This is a genomic window from Nitratidesulfovibrio sp. D1 (assembly GCF_051133415.1).
Lineage (GTDB): Bacteria > Desulfobacterota > Desulfovibrionia > Desulfovibrionales > Desulfovibrionaceae > Cupidesulfovibrio.
Window position 1 is genome coordinate 74,083 of the sequence record NZ_JBPGNZ010000006.1, and the last position, 21,947, is coordinate 96,029.

Consider the following 21,947-nt stretch of genomic DNA (forward strand, 5'->3'; position numbering starts at 1 on the left):
CGGCGTCTTCCTGCGAAGACGCCGCGTTTTTCGTCGTGCGGGCAGTGGGAAAAGGCGGGGGCGGCGTTACCTGGGCAGGCCGCCCAGCACGCCGCCGAGCATGGCGACCAGGGCGCCCGCCACGCAGACGATGGCCACGGCCTTGGCCTTGGGGTCACCGGCCTTGTGGCGCTTCCACGCCACGAACGCCTGGTACCACAGCCACGCGCCGAGCACGGTCAGGATCATGGGAATGACGGGCATGGGGCCTCCTTTGGAAAGGTCCGTTCTGTCCGGAAGGGATGAAACCCGGCGCGCCGCTCCGGGCATGACGCCGGAAGACATGACGCCGGACGGTGCGCCGTCATGGCACGGAGCGCGCCGTCATGCAAGCCCCTGCCGGGGCGTGCCGCCCGCCGCAGGGCGCGTCACTGGCGTGCGGCCCGGGGCGCGGGCTGCGTCTCCGCCGGGGCCGCCGGATCGGGTCCGGCCCCCCCGGCTCCTTCAGTCCAGCCGCCGCCCAGGGCCTTGTACAGCGACACCAGGTGCAGCAGCACGCCGGAACGGCTGCGGGCCAGGGCCTCTTCCACCTCCAGCTGGCGGCGCTCGGCGTCCAGCACGGTCAGCAGATCGTCCACGCCTTCCATGTAGCGCACCTTGGCCAGCCGGGTGGCTTCGGCCTGCGCGTCCAGCGAGCGGGACAGCCGTTCGCGTTCCACGAAGGATTCGGCGTAGCGGGCCAGCGAGGTTTCCACCTCCTCGAAGGCCACCAGCACGGTCTTGCGCCAGCGCTCCAGGGTGGCCTCGCGCCGGGCCTCCAGCGCGGCCACGGCGGCGCGGGTGCGCCCCCCCTCGAAGATGGCCCAGCGCACGCCGGGCATGATGGTCCAGGCGCGGCTGTCGTCGCGGAACAGGTCGGAGAAATGGATGCTGTTCAGCCCGTACGAGCCGGTGAGCGAGAACTTGGGGAACAGGTCCGCCTCGCGCTGGCCGATGTCGGCCGTGGCCGCGTGCAGTTCGTGCTCCACGCGGCGGATGTCCGGGCGGCGCAGCAAGAGGTCCGAGGGCAGGCCCACGGGCACCAGGTCGGGCACGGCGGGCAGGGGGGCGCGCGGGGCCAGCCGGTCGCGCAGGGCGGCCGGGGCCATGCCGCACAGCACGCCCAGCCGGTGGATGGCGGCGTCCGTGGCCGCGCGCAGCGGGGGCACCAACGCCTCGGTGCGCTGCAACTGGGCCTCGGCCTGCAACACGTTCATGTCGCTGGCCACGCCCACGTCGCGGCGCAGCCGCACCAGGTCCAGGGTGCGGCGCTGGGCGTCGGCGTTGCGTTCGGCCACGTCCAGCCGGGCCTGCGCGCCGCGCAGTTCCACGTAGGCGCGGGCCGTTTCCGCCGCCACCGAAAGCTGCACGTCGGACAGCCCGGCCTCGGCGGCCTGCTGCCGGGCGCGGGCCGCTTCCACGCCGCGCCGCGCGCCGCCGAAGATGTCGATTTCCCACCGCGCGTCGAACCCGGCCTGATACAGGTCGCTTTCCAGGGGCATGCGGGCCGCGTCCAGCGACTGCCCGGTCAGGGTGTTGCTGCTCACCCGGCTGCGCTCGAAGCTGCCGCCCGCCGCCGCCTCGGGCAGCAGCGCACCCCGGGCCACGCCCACCACGGCGCGGGCCTCGCGCAGGTTGGCGGCGGCCATCAGGGCGTCGTTGTTGTGCCCCACGGCCGTGGCCACCAGTTCCGACAGCAGCGGGTCGCCCATGCGGTCCCACCACTGGCCGTCGGGGGCGGCGGCGGCCACGGCGGCGCGGGCGGCCCCGGAACCGCCGGAGGCAGCGCCATCCTTGCCTGCGGCTGCGGAAAGTTCCGGCCGGGTCGTGGCGGCGCTCCACTCCGTGGGCGCGGCGGGCGGGACGGGCCGGTCGTAGTCCGGCCCTACGGCGCAGCCCGAAAGGACAAACCCCGAAAAGAGGAGGACGGACAGCGTCAGGAAGGGGAACAGGTCCCGCAAGGCGCGGGGATGTCCCGCCGGTGCGCGGTGCGCGTTCATGGCGTCTCCTGCGGCAATGGCGGCCCCGGCGCAATGGCGGCCACCTGCCGCAGTCCGCCGGTGACGAAGGCCAGGGTGTGCGCGGTGAGCAGTTCCAGCCCGTCGGCCGAAAGGGCAAGGCCGGGGAACACCCGGCGGAAAATCTCGCGGTTCAGGTACAGGCTGAGGCACATGGCGATGATGTTCATGCACGAAAGCTGGACGGACGGATGGCTGTCGGGCTGGCCCAGCAGTTCGGACACCGCCCCGCGCAGGAACATGGACTTGGGCGCAATCTCGGCGCGCACCAGTTCGTCCAGGAAGGGCGTGGGGCGCATCATCTCCTGGGTCATCAGCTTCAGTTGCCAGGCCGCGGGGTCGGTGGTGAGCAGGTTGGACAACAGGTCGCGGATGATGATGCCCACCCGCTCGGCCGGGGGCGCGCCGGGCGGCAGCGAGGCGCGCAGGTCCTCGGCCGTGAGGAAGCGGCGGTGCGCCTCGTGCAGGGCGGCGGCGTACAGCTTGTCCTTGCCGCCGAAATGGTAGTTGATGGCCGCCGGGTTGGCCCCGGCCAGGTCGCAGATTTCCTTGCCCGTGGCCCGGTCGTAGCCGTGCTCGGCAAAGACCATGCCCGCCGCCTCCAGCAGGCGCTGGCGGGTGGATTCGCGGCCTTGCTCGCGGGCCGCGCCCCTTGCGGCGGCCGCATGGCCCTTGTGATCGGACGACTTCTTCATGCGCATGCTATAGGATAGCCACGGGGGCAGTGTCAAATTCAAAATTTAAATTTGAATTTTACTTTTGCCCGCCGCCCCACTAGGCTGGGGCCGTCATCCCGGAACCGACACCGCGCGGACCCCGCGCGCACCCGGAGCAGCGCATGAAGAAACGCATTCTCGTCCTCGCCGTGCTGGTGCTGTGCATGGCCGGCGGCGCGCTGGCCTGGCGCGCCCTGCGCCCCGCGCCCGACGCGGGGCCGGTGGTGCTGTACGGCAACGTGGACCTGCGCCAGGTTTCCCTGGCCTTCAAGGACGCCGAGCGCGTGGCGCGGGTGCTGGCCCGCGAGGGCGACCGGCTGGCCCCCGGCGCGCTGGTGGCCGTGCTGGAAACCGACCGCCTGGACCGCGAGATATCCCGCGCCAAGGCCCGCGTGGCCGCGCAGGCCGCCGCGCTGGCCCGGCTGGAGAACGGTTCGCGCCCGCAGGAAAAGCGCCGCGCCCGCGCCGATGCCGACGCCGCCGCCGTGGAACTGGCCAACGCCGAGCGCACCTTTGCCCGGCTGCGCGCCCTGTCCGGCACCGGGGCCGCGCGCGAGCAGGACGTGGACGACGCCCTGGCCGCGCGCGACCGGGCCGCCGCCCGCCTGCGCGTGGCCCAGGCCCAGCTGGCCCTGGTGGAGGAAGGCCCCCGGCGCGAGGACATCGACGAGGCCCGCGCCGCACTGGCCGCCCAGCGGGCCGACCTGGCCGTGCTGGAGCAGCGCCGCGCGGACAGCGAACTGCGCGCGCCCTTGTCAGGGGTGGTGCGTTCGCGCCTGCTGGAGCCGGGCGACATGGCCTCTGCCCAGCGCCCGGTGTGCACCGTGGCCATCACCGACCCCAAGTGGGTGCGCGCCTACCTGACGGAAACCCAGCTCGGCCGGGTGCACGAAGGCATGCCCGCCGAGGTGGCCATCGACGCCCGGCCCGGCCAGCCGCTGGAGGGCTGGCTGGGGTTCATCTCGCCCACGGCGGAATTCACCCCCCGCAACGTGGAAACGCCGGAACTGCGCACCTCGCTGGTGTACGAGGCGCGCGTGTTCGTACGCGACCCCAACGACGTGCTGCGCCTGGGCATGCCCGCCACGGTCACCCTGCGCGAGGGCCACGCGGTGCCCGTGCGGACAGGCGAGACACGACAGGCCAACGCGACCGCCTCTGCTTCCCCCACGGCGCAGACCGAGGCCCCCCCCACGGCGCAGACCGAGGCCTCCCAATGACCTCCCCCTCGCCCGTGTTCTCCGCGCGCGGGCTGTGCCGGACCTTCCGCGCCGCAGGCAGGGAGGTGCGCGCCGTGGACGGGGTGACGCTGGACCTCGCCCCCGGCACCATCAACGGCCTTCTCGGCCCCGACGGCGCGGGCAAGACCACCCTGCTGCGCCTGGCCGCCGGGCTGCTGCTGCCCGACGCGGGCAGCCTGACGGTGCTCGGCCGCGACACCGTGGCCGAGGCGCAGGCCGTGCAGTCGGCCATCGGGTACATGCCCCAGCGCTTCGGCCTGTACGAAGACCTTTCCGTGGCCGAAAACCTGTCCCTGTACGCGGACCTGCACGGGGTATCAGCCGCACAAAAGGCCGAGCGCTGGCCCGCGCTGATGCGCATGACCGGCCTTTCCCCCTTCCTCGACAGGCTGGCCGGGCGGCTTTCCGGCGGCATGAAACAGAAGCTGGGGCTGGCCTGCACCCTGGTCCGCTCGCCCCGGCTGCTGCTGCTGGACGAACCCACCGTGGGCGTGGACCCGCTGTCGCGGCGCGAACTGTGGAACATCGTGTTCTCGCTGGTGCGCGGGCACGGCATCACCGTGCTGGTCAGCACCGCCTACCTCGACGAGGCGGAACACTGCGACCGGGTGGCCATCATGCATCACGGGCGGCTGGTGGGCGACGGCCCGCCCGGCGACTTCACCCGGCCGCTGACGGGGCGCACCTGGTTTGTCACCCCCGCCGTGCGCGCCCGCGCGGCCCAGACCCTGCTGGGCGCGGCCCCCGGCGTCACCGATGCGGTGCTGCACGCGGGCGGGGTGCGCCTGCTCACGGACACCCCGGAAGCGGCGCGGGCGCTGGTGGACTGCGGCCTGCTGGCCGGAGAAGGGCAGGAGGCGGGCACGATAGGCCGCCTGCATCCCCGCGCCCCCGGCTTCGAGGACGGCTTCCTGGCCCTGTTCGCCGCGCTGCCGCAGGGACCGGACACGGGCGAAGAGCCCGCGCCCGCCGATACCCCCGCCCCGCCCGAACCGGACTGTACGCCGCCCGACTTGGCCGCCTCCCCCGCTGCCGACGCACCGGGCGCGCCACCCGTCATCGAGGTGCGCGGCCTCGAGCGCCGCTTCGGCGCGTTCATGGCCGTGAAGGGGGCCAGCTTCGACGTGCGGCGCGGCGAAATCTTCGGGCTGCTGGGTCCCAACGGCGCGGGCAAGTCCACCATTTTCCGCATGCTCTGCGGCCTGTTGCCGCCCACCGGCGGCAGCCTGCGCGTGGCCGGGGTGGACCTGCGCCGGGCCCCAGCCGCCGCCCGCCGCCGGGTGGGTTACGTGGCCCAGAAATTCTCGCTGTACGGGCAGCTTTCGGTCATCGAAAACCTGCGCTTCTTCGCCAGCGCCTACGGCCTTTCCGGCCCGGCGCGCGACGCCCGCATCGCCTGGGCCCTGCGCGACTTCGACCTGGACGGCGTGGCCGACGCCCAGAGCGGCGAACTGTCGCTGGGCTACCGCCAGCGGCTGGCCATGGCCTGCGCCCTGATGCACGAACCGGACATCCTGTTCCTGGACGAGGCCACCTCGGGCGTGGACCCGCTGGCCCGGCGCGAGTTCTGGCGGCGCATCACCGCGCTGGCGGAATCGGGCGTCACGGTCATCGTCACCACCCACTTCCTGGACGAGGCGGAATACTGCGACCGCATGGCCATCCTGGTGGGCGGCGAGGTGCTGACCCTGGGCGCCCCGGCGGAAATCCGCGCCCTGGCCCCCCCCGCCCCCGACACCCCCGACAGTCCGCCCACCATCGAACGGGCCTTCATCGCGCTGGCGGAGCGCCACCGGGCCAGCGCACCGGCAGCGCCCACGCCTGCCACGCCCGGCACGTCTCCCCTGTCCGACGCCGCGCCGCTCCCGTCCGGTCCGGCGCCCGCCATGCCCTCCGGCGGACGTTCCGCCCCGCATGCCCTGGCGGTGCGCATGCGCGGCCTGCTGCGCAAGGAATGGTTGCAGGTGGTGCGCGACCCCAGCGCCATCGCCATCGCGCTGGTCATGCCCGTGGTGCTGCTGCTCCTGTTCGGCTACGGCATCAGCCTGGACGCCCGCGACGTGCCCGTGGCCATCGTGGCCGACGACCTGGGGCCGGAGGCCATGGAATTCGCCGCGCGGCTGCTGCTGGCCGACACCTTCCGCCCGCGCGTGGCCACCGGCATGCGCCAGGCCGAGGAAGACCTGCGCGCCGGGCGGGTGGACGCCATCGTGCACCTGCAATCGGACTTCGCCCGCCGCCTGTCCGACGCCACCGGCGGGGCTATGGGGGGAACGGCCCGGCCCGACGGCGCACCCCCGGCGGGCGACACGGGCACCGTGCCGGTGCAACTCATCGTCAACGGGGTGGACCCCAACAACGCCCGCACCGTGTCCGGCTACGTCACCTCGGTGTGGCAAGGCTGGCTGTCCGGCCGGGTGGCCGCCGCCGGTCAGGTTCCGGCGGTGCGGCTGGACACGCGCATGTGGTTCAACCCCACCTCGGACAGCCGCCATTTCCTGGTGCCGGGGCTGATGGTGCTGATCATGACCCTGACCGGCGCGCTGCTGACCGCCATGGTCATGGCCCGCGAATGGGAACGCGGCACCATGGAGGCCCTGCTGGTGACCCCGGTGCGCATGGGCGAACTGCTCACCGGCAAGCTGCTGCCCTATTTCGTGCTGGGCATGGGCGGCATGGTGCTGACCGTGCTCATGGCCCTGTACCTGTTCGGGGTGCCCCTGCGCGGCTCGCTGGCGGTGCTGGCCGGGGCGTCGTCGCTGTTCCTCACGGCGGCGCTGGGCATGGGGCTGCTGATTTCGGTGCTGGCGCGCAACCAGTTCATCGCCGGGCAGGCCGCGCTGCTGGCCACCTTCCTGCCCGCGCTGTTCCTGTCGGGGTTCATCTTCGACCTGGAAAGCACCCCCGCCTTCGTGCAGGTGGTGTCGTACATCATCGCGGCGCGCTACTTCGCCACCCTGCTGAAGACCATCTTCCTGGCGGGCGAGGTGTGGGAGGTCATCGTGCCCAACGCGCTGGCCCTGGCCGCGCTGGCGGCGTTCTTTCTGACCGTGGCGCGGCTGCGCTGCCGCAAGCGGCTGGATTAGGGGGCGTCAACGCCATGGTCCTTTTTCCCTCTGCCGTCGTCAGAATGGTTTTTTATTCCGGCCGAATACCATAAGAGTATACTCCCTCCATAAAAAACCATTCTTCCTCGGCAGAGAACAAAAATCCTTCTGGCGTTGCAGCCCCTGGGAGAGAACACCATGTATGACCGCATGCCCCCAGCCCCGCACGCACCCGCCGCCACACCCGGCCCGCTGGCCGTGCTGCACCGCCTGCTGGCGCTTGTCGCCAAGGAATTCCTGACCCTGCTGAAAGACCCCAAGAGCCGCACGGTGGTCATCCTGCCGCCGCTGCTCCAGACCATCATCTTCGGCTATGCCGCCACCTTCGACCTGGTGGACGTGCCCTGCGCCATCTACGACGAGGACCGCAGCGCCGCCTCGCGCGAGCTGGCCGCGCGGGTGGCCGGGTCGCCCACCTTCCGGGTGGTGGCGGAACTGCGCCGCGACGCGGACATGGCCCACTACCTCGACGCCGGGCAGGTGCGGCTGGTGCTGCGCATCGGGCAGGGCTTCGAGCGCGCCCTGACCCTGCGCGGCGGGGTGGGGGGCACGGCTTCCGAGGCCGCAGGGGGGGATGCCACGGACACATCCTCCGTTCCGCCCCCCGCCCCCTCGCAGGCCGCCATCCAGGCCATCGCCGACGGGCGCAACTCCAACACCGCCGGGCTTGCCCTCAACTACATGGCCTCCATCGTGGACGACTTCGGCGCGCGGTACGTGGCCGCCCACGGCGGGCAGCCACGGCCCTCCACGCTGATGACGCGCGCCTGGCACAACCCCAACCTGCTCAGCCGGTGGTTCTTCGTGCCGGGCATCGTGGTCATGGTGACCATGGTGGTCACGCTGATCATCACCGCCCTGTCCGTGGCCCGCGAGCGCGAACAGGGCACCTTCGACCAGATGCTGGTCACCCCCTACCGCCCCACGGAACTGCTGATCGGCAAGGCGGCCCCCGGCTTTCTCGTGGGGCTGGTCGAAGCCACGTTCATCGTGGCCCTGGCGGTGTTCTGGTTCGGGGTGCCCCTGCGCGGCAGCCTGCTGACCCTGTACGCCGGGCTGGTGCTGTTCCTGTTCTCGGTGGTGGGCATCGGCCTGATGATCTCGTCCCTGTCGGTGACCATGCAGCAGGGACTGCTGGGCATGTTCCTGTTCACCATGCCCGCCGCCATCCTGTCCGGGTTCGCCACGCCCATCGCCAACATGGCCGAACCGGTGCAGTGGCTGACCTGGGTCAACCCCATGCGCTACGTGCTGATCATCGTGCGCGGGGTGTTCCTGGAAGGGGCGGACCTGGCCCTGCTGGCCCCGCAACTGTGGCCGCTGGCGCTCATCGGCGCGGTGTGCATGGCCGCCGCCGGGTGGCTGTTCCGCCACCGCATCCAGTAGGCAAAGAAAAAAGGCCCGCCCCCCGTAGGGCGGGCCTTTGGCCGCGGACGCGACGAACGTCCGCGGCGGGCCGGGAATGCAAAGGCAGGGTCGGGGAAATGCGGTGCGCGAGCCGGGCGGCGGGCGGTCCGCCCGGCCCCGCGCGGAGGTGCGGAGTGCAGTGCGCCCGGAGAGGTGAAACCTAGTTCAGGAACGTATCCACGGACACGTAGTCCAGCCCGAAGGCCTCGGCCACGCCCTTGTAGGTGACCTTGCCGTCGATGACGTTGGCGCCCTTGGCCATTTCGCAGCTGTCCTGCATGGCGCGCTTCCAGCCCTTGTTGGCGATGGTCAGCGCGTAGGGCAGGGTGGCGTTGGTCAGGGCCAGGGTGGAAGTCTTGGCCACCGCGCCGGGCATGTTGGCCACGCAGTAGTGCACCACGCCGTCCACCACGAAGGTGGGGTCGGTGTGGGTGGTGGCCTTGGAGGTTTCGAAGCAGCCGCCCTGGTCGATGGCCACGTCCACCAGCACCGCGCCCTTCTTCATGGTCTTCAGCATGTCGCGGGTGACCAGCTTGGGGGCCTTGGCGCCGGTGACCAGCACCGCGCCCACCACCACGTCGGCCTCGCGCACCAGCCTGCGCAGGGTGGCCGGGGACGACATGAGCGGGAAGCAGTTGGAGGGCATCACTTCGCTGAGGTGGCGCAGGCGGTCCAGGTTCATGTCCAGGATGTACACCTTGGCGCCCAGGCCGCAGGCCATGCGGGCCGCGTGGGTGCCCACCACGCCGCCGCCGATGACCACGACGGTGGCCGGGTCCACGCCGGGCACGCCGCCCAGCAGCACGCCGTTGCCGCCCTGGGCCATTTCCAGGTACTTGGCCCCCTGCTGGATGGCCATGCGTCCGGCCACTTCGCTCATGGGGGTGAGCAGGGGCAGGCTGCCGTCGGCCTTCTGGATGGTTTCGTAGGCGATGCACACCGCGCCGCTCTTGATCAGGGCCTGGGTCTGTGGCTCGTCGGCGGCCAGGTGCAGGTAGGTGAACACGATCTGGCCGGGGCGGATCAGGCCGTATTCGGACGCCTGCGGCTCCTTGACGTGCATGACCATGTCGGACTTGGCGTAGATTTCGGCCGGGGTGGCCACGATGGTCGCGCCCGCTTCCGCATAGGCTTCGTCGGCAAAGCCGCTGCCCGCACCGGCGTTCTTTTCCACCAGCAGGGTGTGCCCGGCGTGCACCATCACCTCGACCCCGGCGGGGGTCATGGCGACGCGGTTTTCTTCCTTCTTGATCTCCTTCAGGATGCCAACGATCATCTGAGCCTCCAGATACGCCGGTGGTGCGGCGTGTTGCGGTGCGTTTCGGCGCGCATGAAAACCCCGGACAGGGCGCGCCCGCGCGGGCGCGGTTTTCCTAGAGCAAACACCTTGCCAACTTGCCGGAAAATCGGACGAAACGCCGAAATTCCCGGGCGAGTCACAAAAACGCAAATCGGACCGGTGAGTTGCACGAGCAAAAAAGAGGAGGGAAGAAGCGAAGAGGGGCGGAAAATTGGAATGACGCCACAAGGGGCGAACGGCAAAGTGGAAGTAATTCACACCACTGTTCAAATAAACAGCGTAGAAGACCCGGAATCACGTTGCCGGGCAATTGGAAACTTTTCAGACCGCTGGAAAGTTTTCAGACCGGCTTCAGGCCGTGCCGACGCAGCTTGGCGAGCAGGGCGGTGTGAGAAATACCCAGCTTTCTTGCTGCCTTGCGCACACTGCCCGCAGCAGCGACGGCATCGGAGACGATCCGTTTTTCAAAAACGGCAATCATGTCCTTGAGCCGCCCTTCCCCGTCATGGCGAAGCTCATGGCGGTGCTCATGGCCGGACGCCAGGGCCGCCGCGTCGGCCACGGTGTCGGCCACGCCGTCGGCCAACCGGGCCGACTCGCCGAACAGCCCGCCCTCCAGTTCATGCGCGAAGAGGATGAACCGCGCCCCCACCACCTCGTCCGGACACAGGATGGCCGCGCGCTCCACCACGTTCTTCAGTTCGCGCACGTTGCCCGGCCAGTGGTGCGCCGCAAGGCGCGCCAGCGCCCCCGGCGACAGTGCGCGCACCGGCCCGCCCAGCCGCGCCGCCAGCCCCAGCAGGAAGTGCTCGGCCAGCACGGCGATGTCCTCCGGCCGTTCCTTCAGCGGCGGAATGTGAATGGGCAGCACGTTGATGCGGTAGTACAAATCCTGCCGGAAGCGCCCCTCCTCCACCAGCCGTTCCAGGGTGCGGTTGGTGGCGGTGATGATGCGCACGTCCACGGGCACCTCGGCCGTGCCGCCCACCCGGCGCACGCTGCCTTCCTGCATCACCCGCAGCATCTTGGCCTGCGAGGCCAGCGGCATGTCGCCGATCTCGTCCAACAGCACGGTGCCGCCGCGCGCCGTCTCGAACAGGCCGGGCTTGCCCTCGCGCCGCCCGCCGGTGAAGGCCCCGGCCTCGTAGCCGAACAGCTCGCTTTCCAGCAGCTGTTCCGGCAGGGCCGCGCAGTTCACCGGCACGAACGGCCCCTGCCGCCTGCTTGCGGTGTGGATGGCCCGCGCGAACAGTTCCTTGCCGGTGCCGCTCTCGCCCCGGATGGCGATGATGGAATCCGTCGCGGCCACGCGCCGGGCAAAGGCGATGGCGAACCCGATGGCCGGGTGCTGGCCCACGATGTCGCCGAAGGTGACCTGCGCGGGCTCGGTGATGGAGCGCGCCAGCTTGCGGATCTCGCGCATGTCGCGGGCCACTTCCACCGCGCCGATGATGCGGCCCTCGCCGTCGCGGATGGGCCTGCGGGTGACGAAGAATTGCAGCCGCCCGCCGCCGGGGGTGGCCACCTCGCGCTTGGCGTCCACCAGTTCGCGGCCGGACAGGCAGTCCAGGATGCCCCGGTCGGACAGGCCCAGCGCGTCCAGCGGCAGGCCGGACAGGTCAGCCGGGCCGGAACCGGACGCCGTGCAGCCGTATGCCTCGCGGGCCACCTTGTTGATGGAGGTCAGCCGCCCCTGCGCGTCGATGGACAGCACCCCGTCGCGCAGGTTGTCCAGCAGCACCAGAAAGCGGTTGGCGCGCTCCTCGGCGGGCAGGGTGTCCACGATGCGGAATTCCAGCAGGTCGGGGATGCGGCCCAGGGTTTCGAACAGGGCGGCGCGGTCCACGTCGCTGGGGCTGTCCGCCTCCAGGTACACGAAGGCGCGGTCCATGCCGGGAGCCGGGCCGGGAATTGGGCCAGGAGCCGGGCCGGTGACCGGGTCCGCCGGATTCGGCGAAGTTGACGGGATAGGCGGGGCTGGCGTGACGCCGCCCGCGCGGCGCTCCACTTCCATGGAGACGATGGACAGGGCCTGCCCGGCCAGCAGCGAGGACAGGTCGGAAACGATGCCCACCCTGTCTCGAAAGATGCATTCCATTCGTAGTTTCATGCGTGCGTCTTCCGGTACGGGGTGGGCGTGGCGGCTTCCCTGTTATGTTTCGTGCGGCTCAGTCCGCGCTCCGCGCGTTGGCGGAAGAGGCCGGAGCGGATGCGGGACCGGTTGCGGAACCGGGGGTGCTGGCGGCTTCGGCAGCGCCTTCGGCGGCCAGTCCGGGTACGGGCTGGTTCTTGCTGTAGGCCGTGGCCTGGCAGATGGCGATGAGCGTGCCCTCGCCGTCGGTGACGCGTATCTCGTAGGTGGCCACCCGGCTGGCGGCGCTGATCTCGCGCGCCTCGGCCGTCAGTGGCCCGCGCCTGCCGGGCGCCAGGAACGAGATGGCGGTGTTCAGGTTCACGCTCACCTTGCCACGCGTGTTGCAGGCCACGGCAAAGGCCAGGTCGGCCACGGCGAAGATGGCCCCGCCATGGGCCATGCCCACGCCGTTGCGGTGGTGCGCGTCCAGCGGCATCACCGCGCGGGCGTAGCCGCGCGCGGCCTCGGTGATCTCGATGCCGAGGTGCTTGGCAAAGGTGTCGCGCTCGGCGATGAAGCGGCGGACGTGCTCCATGCCGCCGTCCTGCCCGGAAGGACCGGACGGGCCGGAAGAGCCGGACAGGCCGGACGGGGCGGAATCTGCGGAAGTCGGGACGGGCGGTGTGGCTGACATGGCGTCTCCGCGCGGGGCGCGCGCATCCGGCGTGTGCGGGAAAGGCCCGGTTCACGAAAGCGTGAAACGGACGGGCCGCAAGGCGCACCGTAGCGGCAGGACCCCCGACTTGTCGAGAGGCAACGCCGCGCGCCCGGCTCATGCCGTCCACCCGCTGCATCGTGGCGCGGGAGCGCTAAACCTTCCCCCCGATACGCCGAAAAGAACGGCGGACGCCGAGCGCGCCGGGCAACCATGCCAAGGGAGGGGGAGCAACACATGCGTACGCCGCGCATTTCCGTGGTGGTGGCCAACCACGACTACGGCCGCTTTCTCGACCGCTTCTTCGGCGCGCTGGCCGCGCAGACCTTTCCGCCCGACGCGGTGGAAGTGGTCTTCGTGGACGACGCCAGCAGCGACGATTCGCGCGAGCGCGCCCTGCGCTGGCAGACGGACGGCCCGTGGGCTGCGTTCCGCGTGCTGGCCCTGCCCCGCGTGGGCAGACCGGGCCCGGTGCGCAACGCCGGGGCCGAGGCGGCGCGCGGTCCCTTTCTGCTGTTCTGCGACCCGGACGACTACCTGGCCCCGGACTTTCTGCGCCGCACCCACGCGGCCCTGCTGGCCGCCGGGGCCGGTGACGGCCTGCCCACCGACATCCCCTCGCCGCACATCGCCTGCACCGACTACATCGAGGAATCGCCCACCGGCTCACGGGTGGTGCGGGTGCCGGACTTTCATCCGGACCTCTTGCGCACCCAGAACCTGTTCCACACCACCTCGCTGATGCGGCGCGAGGTATGGCTGGCCAGCCGGGGCTTCCGCGCCGCCACGGCCTACGAGGACTGGGACTTCTGGGTGCAGGCGGCCATGGCCGGGTTCGGGGTGGCGCGCGTGGCGGAACCGCTGCTGCACTACGTGTTCCACGACGCCAACTACTCGCTGGCGGCCCGCGCCGACGACGGCAGGGCCAAGGCGCGCATCGTGCGCGACAACCCGGGCTTCTTCGAGTCCGAGGTGCGGGCCTGGGCGCGCGCCCTCCTGCGCGGCGAACCGTGGGCCGCCCCCTTCGGCCGGGGCATCATTCCCCGCGCCGCCGACATCCGCGCCCTGCGCGAACTGTTCGTGGCCCGTATGGGCGCGGCGCGGGCAGGGGAGGTGTTCTCCCGCGCGGGACTGTAGGGGCTGTCCCAAATTGTCCTTTCGCCCGTTGGCGTCGTCAAACTTCGCCTGCCATATCGGTCGAATACGAGAAGAGTATGCTCCCTCATGGCAGGCTCGTTTTCCTTGCCAACGGACGAAAACCCTAATTTGGGAACAGCCCCTGAAGGACATCCACAGCCCCACCCGCCTCTGACCGGCACCCACGGTGCCGCGTTCCGGACGCCTATTCCAGATCGTACTTCTTCAGCTTGTTGTGCAGGGTGGCGCGGGTAATGCCTAGCCGCCGGGCGGCCTCGCTCTTGTTGTCGCCGGTCTCGCGCAGGGTGGCGACGATGGCCCGGCGCTCCAGGTCTTCCAGCGACAGCCCGGCGTAGGGGGCCAGCCCGTCGCCGTCGGCCGGGGCGTTTCCCGAGCCGCCGGTCCCAGCGCTTCCGCCGTTGCCCCCGCCCCCCCCGGTCCCTGCGGTCCCCCCCGTCCCTCCAGTCCCGAGATGCAGCGGCAGTTCGCGCTCGGTCACGTAGTCGCCGGTGGCGAGAATGACGGCGCGCTCGATGGCGTTCTCCAGTTCGCGCACGTTGCCGGGCCAGTCGTGGCGCAGCAGGATGTCCATGGCCTGGGGAGAGAACCCCTTGAGGTGCTTGCGGTTCTTTTCGGTGTACCGGTCCAGGAAGAACGCGGCCAGCAGGGGCACGTCGCCCGCGCGCTCGCGCAGGGCGGGCACGTGCACGGTGATGACGTTGAGCCGGTAGTACAGGTCCTCGCGAAACCGCCCGGCCGCCGCCTCTTCGCGCAGGTCGCGGTTGGTGGCGGCGATGACCCGCACGTCCACGGTGAGCGGGGTGTCGCTGCCCACCCGCTGCACCTCGCCCTGTTGCAGGGCGCGCAGCAGCTTGGCCTGCAACGGCAGGGGCATCTCGCCGATCTCGTCCAGGAACAGGGTGCCGCCGTCGGCCTGCACGAAGCGGCCCTCGCGCCGCCGGTCGGCCCCGGTGAAGGCCCCGCGCTCGTGGCCGAACAGTTCCGATTCCAGCAGGGTTTCGGTCAGCGCGGCGCAGTTCACGGTCACCAGCTGCCGCGCGGCGCGGTGGCTGGCCGCGTGCAGGGCGCGGGCCACCAGTTCCTTGCCGGTGCCCGATTCTCCGGTGATGAGCACGGTGGCTTCGGACGGGGCCACGGTGGCGATCATCTCCACCAGTTCGCGCATGGGCGCGCTGCGGCCGATGATGCCGTACAACGCGCCCGATGCCCCCTGCCCCGCCTGCGCGGTCAGGCGTTCGCGCAGTTCGCGGTTTTCGCTGGCCAGGCGGGTGTGGTCCAGGGCGCGCTCCAAGGTGTGGCGCAGTACGTCGAAGTCCAGCGGCTTGGTCAGGTAGTCGTAAGCCCCGGTGCGCAACGCCTCCACGGCGGTGTCCACCGAGGAAAACGCGGTCATGATCAGCACCGGCGTGGCCGGGTTCCAGTCCAGGATGCGGTGCAACGCCTCGATGCCGTCCATGCGGGCCATGCGCACGTCCATGAGCACGGCGTCCCAGGCGCGCTGGCGCACCTTTTCCACGGCGGATTCGCCGTCGTCGGCCTCTTCGGTGGCGTAGCCCCAGCCGCGCAGCATGGTGCGCAGCATGGAGCGGTGCGCCGCGTCGTCGTCCACGATGAGGATGGTGGCTGTGGTCATATCTCGTCGTCCTTTGCGGGCGGGCCGGGCAGGCCGGATGCGGCCGGGGCGGCGTCATCCGCGCGGGGCCGCGCGCCGTCCGGTGTCTCGTCCCGCGCCGCCTCCGGTTCGGCGGGCAGCAGGAAGGTGACCTCCGTGCCCTGGCCGGGGACGGAGCGCAGCGACACCTCGCCGCCGTGGGCCTCCACGATCTTGTGCACGATGGCGAGGCCCAGGCCCGTGCCCTGGCTTTTGGTGGTAAAGTACGGGTCGAAGATGGTGGCCAGGTGTTCCGGCGCGATGCCCCCGCCCGTGTCGCGCACCGAGACCGCGATGCGGTCGCCCGGCGCGGCGGCCAGGCGCACGGAAAGCTCGCCGCCGTTCGGCATGGCCTCCAGCGCGTTCAGGAACACGTTGAGCAGCGCCTGCGAGAAGCGGTCCGGGTCCAGCAAGGCGCGGGGCACGGGCTGCTCTTGCAGGCCGTGCGACGCGCCGTCATGCGTCGGGTCGCGGGGCACGGAACCTTCCGGCCCGGCGGCGTCCTGGCCCTCCTCCGGCTCCACGCGCACGGTCACGCCCCGGTGGGCGGCGTCCTGACGCACCAGCCGCAGCACGTGGCGCACCAGGAACCCGGCGTCCACCGGGCGGGGGGCGATGTCCGACGGCCGGGCCAGGCCGATGAGGTCGGAAATGACCCGGTTCAGCCGTTCCACCTCCTGCACCATGACCCGCGCGGCCTCGCGGTCCTCGCTGCCCTCGGCGAAGCGGCTGCCGAAATAGGTGGCGTACCCCTTGATGGAACTGAGCGGATTGCGCAGCTCGTGGGCCACCCCGGCGGCCAGGCTGCCGATGGCGGCCAGCTTTTCGCGGCGGCGCACCTCGTCCTGAAGGCGGCGCACCTCGCGCAGGTCGCGCAGGATCAGGATGGCCCCGGCCTCGTCCCTGTCCCCGGCGGCGATGCGCACCCCGCGCACGCTCATGGGCACGGGCGGGCCGCCCGCCACGGGACAGTCCATGGTCACCTCCGCCCCAAGGCCGGGGGCGACGTCGGGAGGCACGCCGGGGCGGGCGTCCCCGCCGCCGTGCGTTCCGCCGGTCAGCCGGGCGGCCAGTCCGGCCAGCGGGGCGGGCAGCACCGCATCCGGCAAGGCCCCGGCGGGCACCCCGTCGCCCAGGCGCAGCAGGTCGCGCGCCGCCGCGTTGCAGGTGGCCACGCGGCCCGCGCCGTCCAGCACCACCAGCCCGTCGGGCAGGCTGGTGACCACGTGCAGGGCGAAGGACTGGGCCTGCCGCACCAGCCTGCGCGAGGCGCGGGCATGGCGCGACCACAGCAGCGAAAGCGCCCCGGCCCCGCCCAGCAGGGCCAGGATGGACAGCATGATCAGGGTGTGCTGGCGGTCCGCCGCGCGGGCCGCGTCAAAGGGGGCCGTGTCCAGCGCCACGACGATCACCGGCGGCGGGACGTCGCGCCCGGCCTGCGTGTCCGCCTCCATCTCGCGGCGCAGCCAGCCGGGCATGCCGCCCATGCCGTGCTCTGGCGCGCGCATGCCGTGGCCCATCATGTGCCCGCCCATGCCCATATGCCGCGCGGTGGGCCGCAGCGGAATGAAGGTGCGGTACACCAGAAAGGCGCGTTGGCCGCCCGCCTCCATGAGCCGCCAGCCCACCTCGTCGCGGGCCTGCTGGCCGCCGCCGTCATTGCCCGGCGAAGGGGCCGGGGGCACGGCCAGGGCCTCCATGGTGGCCGGATCGGCCAGGGGGCGGCCGATCCATTGCGGGTCGCTGTGGGCCAGCACCACGCCCTGCCTGTCGGTGACGGCGATGAAATGGATGTCCGGCTGGTCGGCCATTTCCTCCAGCAGGACCTGCAACCGCAGTTCGCCCCCGGCGCGGCCGCGCAGGCCGGTGCGCGCACCGGCCTCGAAGGCCCGGATCAGCGAGGCCCCCTTTTCCGAAAGGATGCGCCGCATGGATTCCTGCTCGCCGTCGTGGTTGAGCATGGTGAGCACGGCCAGCACCAGGGCCAGGGCCGCCGTGGCCCCGATGATCAGCCACGGCGAGGGCAGCCGCCCATTCACGCCGCCGCTGCCGCCGCCACCGGTCCCGCCCCGGCCAGACAGGCTAGACAGGCCAAGGAAGCCCGACGGGCCGCGCTGGCCCGATTGGCCGGAACCTTCATATGTCGCATGCGGCGCATTGGCCGCGTTGCCGGTAGGCATGGGATGTTCCTTTGGGATGTTCCTTGCGGCGTGGCGGCGTCCGCCGGAGCGGTGCTGGTCGAGGCCGCGACACCTGTTCGATTTTCATACGCCTTCCACGGGGTGGCGTATAGTTTTTATACATGTGCACGAGTTTCGTGCAGGCGGCCGGGAGTCTTTCCGGGCGTATCACAAGATTTTTTCATGTGTAATTACACATTATTATCTGAACATACCGCGCCTTGGCACGCCGGTTGCTCATACCCGGGCAAGCAACAAGCGCACCAGCCCCGCACCACAGTACACGGCCGCGCCATCCATCGCGGATGCAGCGAAGACGCCAGGGGCGGCAACGAATCAACCAAACAGGAGCACACATCATGAAGACCAAGCATCTCGTCCTCGGCACCGTCGCCCTCGCGGGCCTGCTCGCCTTTACCGGCATCACCGACAGCGCCTTCGCCCGTATGGGCGGCATGGGCATGGGCGGCGGCTGCGCCACCGGCGCGGTGTACAACTCCCTGACCCCGGAAAAGCAGGCCAGGTTCGACGCCATCTACAAGGAAGCGGACGCCCGCATCCAGCCGCTGAAGGACAAGGCCTGGGCCAAGAACACCGAACTGCGCGCCCTGTCGGTGAACCCCAACACCAAGCCTGAAGCCATTTCCAAGCTGACGAACGAACTGGCCGACCTGCGCACCCAGATCCGCAACGAATACACCGCCCTCGACACCCGCCTGGAAAAGGAAGTGGGCGTGAACCCCGGTTACGGCCGCATGGGCCATAGGGGCATGGGCGGCGGCATGATGGGCGGCCACGGCATGGGCCATGGCGGAATGGGCGGCATGATGGGCGGCCAGGGCTACGGCCACGGCCCCATGCATGACGGCCAGGCCCCGCAGGCCAACCAGTAGCCTGAATCCAACGGCCGCATGATCGAAACACAGGGCCGCCGGCACCACGAGGTGCCGGCGGCCCTCGCCGTTTTCTCCATCCCGCCGCCCGCCAGTCCCCGGCCCGTCTTGGCGCGGGACCGACCGCCCCTCTCCGGCCCGCACGGGGTTGATTTCTGGCATTCCAGCGCCTACAACCGTTCCGAATATCGAAAAATCATGCCTCACGGCGGCACAGGCCCTTCCCTGATCTCCGGGGTCCGCCCGCACCGCCGCCGCGCGACACAGCAGGAGCCTTTTCCACCACACCGCACGACCCGCCACACCACATCCGCCGGGACCACACCCGAGCGACGCCCAGGAGGAACCGCATGGAACAGCATCTTGATGCGCGCATCGTCGAGCGCGGCAAGGAATTCTTCAAGAGCATCAGCGGCGAGGCCCCGTCCATCTTCAACAAGGGCTTCTGGACCGGCAAGGTCATGGATTGGGCCATGCAGAACGAGGGCTTCAAGGTCCAGCTGTTCCGCTTCGTGGACGTCCTGCCCTACCTGAACACTTCCGAGGCGCTCACCCGCCACATCCGCGAATATTTCTCGGCCGACGGAGCGGACGTGCCCCCCGTGCTGAAGTGGGGCGCGGGCGCCGCCGGTTTCGGCGGAGCGTTCACCGGCATGCTCATGGGCAAGTTCATCCGGTCCAACATCGAAGGCATGGCCCGCACCTTCATCATCGGCGAAAACACCAAGGAAGCCATCAAGGGCCTGGCCAAGCTGCGCAAGGAAGGCTTTGCCTTCACCGTGGACCTGCTGGGCGAGGCCACGGTGAGCGAGGAAGAGGCCGACGCCTACCGCGACGGCTACCTTGAAGTGCTGGACGCCATCGCCAAGGAGCACGCCAAGTGGGCCCCACTGGCCGATTCCACGGGGGCCACCGCCGGGCCCGACGCCGCCCAGGACTGGGGCCACACCCCCAAGGTGAACGTGTCCATCAAGCCCTCGGCCCTCTACTCGCAGGCCAAGCCCGGCGACGTGGAAGGCTCCGTGCAGGGCATCCTGTCGCGCCTGGCGCCCATCTACCGCAAGATCGTGGAGATGGGGGGCTTCCTGTGCATCGACATGGAGCAGCTGAAGTACCGCGAAATGACGCTGGAACTGTTCAAGCGGCTGCGCACCATGCCCGAATTCCGCGACCATCCGCACCTGTCCATCGTCTTGCAGGCCTACCTGCGCTGCACCGAACACGACCTGGACGACCTGCTGGCCTGGGGCCGCGCCGAAAAGCTGCCCTTCGGCATCCGCCTGGTGAAGGGCGCGTACTGGGACTACGAAACGGTGATGGCCAAGCAGAACGGCTGGGAGATTCCCGTGTGGACCCGCAAGCCGGAATCGGACATCTGCTACGAAAAGCTGGCCCGCCGCATCCTTGAAAACAACGACCTCGTCTACTTCGCCTGCGCCTCGCACAACGTGCGCACCATCGCCACGGTGATGGAAACGGCCCGCGCGCTCAACGTGCCCGCCCACCGCTACGAGTTCCAGGTGCTGTACGGCATGGCCGAGCCGGTGCGGAAGGGGCTGAAGAACGTGGCCGGGCGCGTGCGCCTGTACTGCCCCTACGGCGAACTGATCCCCGGCATGGCCTACCTGGTGCGCCGCCTGCTGGAAAACACCGCCAACGAATCCTTCCTGCGCCAGAGCTTCGTGGACGGCGCGGAACTGGAACGGCTGCTGGAAAACCCCCAGGCCACCCTGGAGCGCGAACTGGCCGCCACCCCGCCGCCGCGCCCCATGCAGGCCAGCCCCGACGGCCTGCCCCCGTTCGTCAACGAAAGCATGCTGGACCTGACCATACCCGCCAACCGCGAGGGCTTCGTGAAGGCCATCGCGGAAGTGCGCGGCAAGGCGGGCGGCGTGATTCCGCTGTTCATCGGCGGCAGGGACGTGACCACCGACGACACCATCGCCTCCACCAACCCGGCGAGCCCGGCCGAGGTCATCGCCAAGGTCTGCCAGGGCGGCAAGCCGGAAGTGGACGCCGCCATCGAGGCCGCCGAAAAGGCCTTCCCGGCCTGGCGCGACACCTCCCCGGCCGACCGGGCCATGTACCTGCGCCGCGCGGCGGACATCGCCCGCCGCCGCATGTTCGAGCTGTCCGCCTGGCAGGTGCTGGAAGTGGGCAAGCAGTGGGACCAGGCCTTCCATGACGTGGGCGAGGGCATCGACTTCCTGGACTACTACGCCCGCGAAATGCTGCGCCTCGGCGCGCCGCGCCGCATGGGCCGCGCCCCCGGCGAACTGAACCACCTGTTCTACCAGCCCAAGGGCATCGCCGCGGTCATCGCGCCGTGGAACTTCCCCTTCGCCATCGCCATCGGCATGGCCGCCGCCGCCATCGTCACCGGCAACCCGGTGATCTTCAAGCCGTCGTCCATCGCCTCGCGCATCGGGTACAACCTCACGGAAATCTTCCGCGAGGCGGGCCTGCCCGAGGGCGTGTTCAACTACGTGCCGGGCCGCAGTTCGGTGATGGGCGACTATCTGGTGGAACATCCGCAGGTGAGCATGATCTGCTTCACCGGCTCCATGGAAGTGGGGCTGCGCATCCAGGAAAAGGCCGCGAAAGTGCAGCCCGGCCAGGTGCAGTGCAAGCGGGTCATCGCCGAAATGGGCGGCAAGAACGCCATCATCATCGATGACGACGCCGACCTCGACGAGGCCGTGTTGCAGGTGCTGTATTCCGCGTTCGGCTTCCAGGGCCAGAAGTGCTCGGCCTGCTCGCGGGTCATCGTGCTCGACCCCATCTACGACCGCTTCGTGGAGCGCCTGGTCAAGGCGGCGCAGGCCATCAAGATCGGCCCCTCGGAAGACCCGGCCAACTACATGGGGCCGGTGGCCGACGCGTCCCTGCAAAAGAACATCATGGAATACGTGAAGATCGCCGAACAGGAAGGCAAGGTGCTGGTGAAGCGCACCGACGTCCCGGCAGAGGGCTGCTACGTGCCGCTGACCATCGTGGAGGGCATCAAGCCGCACCACCGCATCGCGCAGGAGGAAATCTTCGGCCCGGTGCTGGCCGTGATGCGCGCGGGCAGCTTCGACGAGGCGCTCGGCATCGCCAACGGCACCCGCTTCGCCCTGACCGGCGGCGTGTTCTCGCGCAGCCCCGAAAACCTCGCCAAGGCGCGGCGCGAATTCCGCGTGGGCAACCTGTACCTGAACCGCGGCTCCACCGGGGCCATGGTGGAACGCCAGCCCTTCGGTGGGTTCAAGATGTCCGGCGTGGGCTCCAAGACCGGCGGCCCCGACTACCTGTTGCAGTTCATGGACCCGCGCTGCGTGACCGAAAACACCATGCGCCGGGGCTTTGCCCCCATCGAGGAAGACGACGACTGGATCGGGTAGGCCCCCGCAACCCGCGAAAAAAGACAATGAAAGACAAGGGCCGCGCACCTCATGGTGCGCGGCCCGTTTTGTTCATGACATTGAAA

General features: G+C 70.3%; 14 protein-coding genes. 6 read left to right on the top strand and 8 right to left on the bottom strand.

Features of this window, described 5'->3' with window-relative positions; genetic code table 11:
- Positions 1–66: 66 nt before the first annotated feature.
- The 3 genes from ACR4XJ_RS13310 to ACR4XJ_RS13320 form a co-directional block, all read right to left on the bottom strand.
- Entirely contained in the window at positions 67–243 is a 177-nt protein-coding gene (locus ACR4XJ_RS13310) for a hypothetical protein (RefSeq protein ID WP_434755657.1), read from the bottom strand.
- 164 nt (positions 244–407) lie between these two features.
- Positions 408–2,018 carry an efflux transporter outer membrane subunit gene (locus ACR4XJ_RS13315; RefSeq protein ID WP_434755658.1) on the bottom strand — a complete coding sequence of 537 codons (1,611 nt, stop codon included), beginning with the start codon at positions 2,016–2,018 and terminating at the stop codon, positions 408–410.
- Positions 2,015–2,731 carry a TetR/AcrR family transcriptional regulator gene (locus tag ACR4XJ_RS13320; RefSeq protein WP_434755659.1) on the bottom strand — a complete coding sequence of 239 codons (717 nt, stop codon included), beginning with the start codon at positions 2,729–2,731 and terminating at the stop codon, positions 2,015–2,017. Before ACR4XJ_RS13320 ends, ACR4XJ_RS13315 begins: the two co-directional genes overlap by 4 nt.
- Before the next feature lie 143 nt (positions 2,732–2,874).
- Here ACR4XJ_RS13320 and ACR4XJ_RS13325 point away from each other — a divergent pair, with 143 nt between their 5' ends.
- The 3 genes from ACR4XJ_RS13325 (at position 2,875) to ACR4XJ_RS13335 (ending at position 8,486) form a co-directional block, all read left to right on the top strand.
- A complete protein-coding gene (locus ACR4XJ_RS13325) occupies positions 2,875–3,972 on the top strand; it encodes an HlyD family efflux transporter periplasmic adaptor subunit (RefSeq protein ID WP_434755660.1) in 1,098 nt (365 codons plus the stop codon).
- The gene (locus ACR4XJ_RS13330; protein ID WP_434755661.1) at positions 3,969–7,079 is read left to right on the top strand and encodes an ATP-binding cassette domain-containing protein; all 3,111 of its coding nucleotides are present in this window, start codon (positions 3,969–3,971) and stop codon (positions 7,077–7,079) included. Before ACR4XJ_RS13325 ends, ACR4XJ_RS13330 begins: the two co-directional genes overlap by 4 nt.
- 159 nt (positions 7,080–7,238) lie before the next feature.
- On the top strand, positions 7,239–8,486 hold the full coding sequence (locus ACR4XJ_RS13335) for an ABC transporter permease (RefSeq protein ID WP_434755662.1): 1,248 nt from the start codon (positions 7,239–7,241) through the stop codon (positions 8,484–8,486).
- A gap of 181 nt (positions 8,487–8,667) precedes the next feature.
- Here ACR4XJ_RS13335 and ald read toward each other — a convergent pair whose 3' ends face one another.
- The 3 genes from ald to ACR4XJ_RS13350 form a co-directional block, all read right to left on the bottom strand.
- Positions 8,668–9,783 (bottom strand): alanine dehydrogenase, encoded by a 1,116-nt coding sequence (gene ald / locus ACR4XJ_RS13340; RefSeq protein WP_434755663.1) that lies wholly within the window; start codon positions 9,781–9,783, stop codon positions 8,668–8,670.
- A 364-nt stretch (positions 9,784–10,147) separates the two neighbouring features.
- A complete protein-coding gene (locus ACR4XJ_RS13345) occupies positions 10,148–11,917 on the bottom strand; it encodes a sigma-54 interaction domain-containing protein (RefSeq protein WP_434755664.1) in 1,770 nt (589 codons plus the stop codon).
- Between the two features lie 58 nt (positions 11,918–11,975).
- Positions 11,976–12,575 (bottom strand): PaaI family thioesterase, encoded by a 600-nt coding sequence (locus ACR4XJ_RS13350; RefSeq protein WP_434755665.1) that lies wholly within the window; start codon positions 12,573–12,575, stop codon positions 11,976–11,978.
- 258 nt (positions 12,576–12,833) lie between these two features.
- On the opposite strand from ACR4XJ_RS13350, the gene ACR4XJ_RS13355 reads away from it, so the two are divergent.
- Positions 12,834–13,733: a glycosyltransferase gene (locus ACR4XJ_RS13355; RefSeq protein ID WP_434755666.1), complete on the top strand. Its 900-nt coding sequence runs from the start codon at positions 12,834–12,836 to the stop codon at positions 13,731–13,733.
- 205 nt (positions 13,734–13,938) lie between these two features.
- Here the strand turns inward: ACR4XJ_RS13355 and ACR4XJ_RS13360 are convergent, their stop codons facing one another.
- Together ACR4XJ_RS13360 and ACR4XJ_RS13365 are read right to left on the bottom strand one after the other, a co-directional pair.
- The gene (locus tag ACR4XJ_RS13360) at positions 13,939–15,387 is read right to left on the bottom strand and encodes a sigma-54-dependent transcriptional regulator (RefSeq protein ID WP_434755667.1); all 1,449 of its coding nucleotides are present in this window, start codon (positions 15,385–15,387) and stop codon (positions 13,939–13,941) included.
- Positions 15,384–17,585, bottom strand: a complete 2,202-nt coding sequence (locus tag ACR4XJ_RS13365) for an ATP-binding protein (protein WP_434755668.1) — start codon at positions 17,583–17,585, stop codon at positions 15,384–15,386. The genes ACR4XJ_RS13360 and ACR4XJ_RS13365 overlap by 4 nt, the downstream gene beginning before the upstream one ends.
- Before the next feature lie 359 nt (positions 17,586–17,944).
- Between ACR4XJ_RS13365 and ACR4XJ_RS13370 the strand changes: the two genes are divergently transcribed.
- Complete coding sequence (locus tag ACR4XJ_RS13370; RefSeq protein WP_434755669.1) at positions 17,945–18,478, top strand: periplasmic heavy metal sensor; 534 nt, start codon at positions 17,945–17,947, stop codon at positions 18,476–18,478.
- A gap of 350 nt (positions 18,479–18,828) precedes the next feature.
- Positions 18,829–21,861 (top strand): L-glutamate gamma-semialdehyde dehydrogenase, encoded by a 3,033-nt coding sequence (gene pruA, locus ACR4XJ_RS13375; protein ID WP_434755670.1) that lies wholly within the window; start codon positions 18,829–18,831, stop codon positions 21,859–21,861.
- Positions 21,862–21,947 lie beyond the last annotated feature (86 nt).

Coding starts and splice junctions, on each gene's coding strand:
- ACR4XJ_RS13325 (WP_434755660.1), top strand. CDS start 2,875: ATGAAGAAACGCATTCTCGTCCTCGCCGTGCTGGTGCTGTGCATGGCC.
- ACR4XJ_RS13320 (WP_434755659.1), bottom strand. CDS start 2,731: ATGAAGAAGTCGTCCGATCACAAGGGCCATGCGGCCGCCGCAAGGGGC.
- ald (WP_434755663.1), bottom strand. CDS start 9,783: ATGATCGTTGGCATCCTGAAGGAGATCAAGAAGGAAGAAAACCGCGTC.
- ACR4XJ_RS13315 (WP_434755658.1), bottom strand. CDS start 2,018: ATGAACGCGCACCGCGCACCGGCGGGACATCCCCGCGCCTTGCGGGAC.
- ACR4XJ_RS13370 (WP_434755669.1), top strand. CDS start 17,945: ATGAAGACCAAGCATCTCGTCCTCGGCACCGTCGCCCTCGCGGGCCTG.
- ACR4XJ_RS13365 (WP_434755668.1), bottom strand. CDS start 17,585: ATGCCTACCGGCAACGCGGCCAATGCGCCGCATGCGACATATGAAGGT.
- ACR4XJ_RS13330 (WP_434755661.1), top strand. CDS start 3,969: ATGACCTCCCCCTCGCCCGTGTTCTCCGCGCGCGGGCTGTGCCGGACC.
- ACR4XJ_RS13310 (WP_434755657.1), bottom strand. CDS start 243: ATGCCCGTCATTCCCATGATCCTGACCGTGCTCGGCGCGTGGCTGTGG.
- ACR4XJ_RS13360 (WP_434755667.1), bottom strand. CDS start 15,387: ATGACCACAGCCACCATCCTCATCGTGGACGACGACGCGGCGCACCGC.
- ACR4XJ_RS13345 (WP_434755664.1), bottom strand. CDS start 11,917: ATGAAACTACGAATGGAATGCATCTTTCGAGACAGGGTGGGCATCGTT.
- ACR4XJ_RS13335 (WP_434755662.1), top strand. CDS start 7,239: ATGTATGACCGCATGCCCCCAGCCCCGCACGCACCCGCCGCCACACCC.
- ACR4XJ_RS13355 (WP_434755666.1), top strand. CDS start 12,834: ATGCGTACGCCGCGCATTTCCGTGGTGGTGGCCAACCACGACTACGGC.
- pruA (WP_434755670.1), top strand. CDS start 18,829: ATGGAACAGCATCTTGATGCGCGCATCGTCGAGCGCGGCAAGGAATTC.
- ACR4XJ_RS13350 (WP_434755665.1), bottom strand. CDS start 12,575: ATGTCAGCCACACCGCCCGTCCCGACTTCCGCAGATTCCGCCCCGTCC.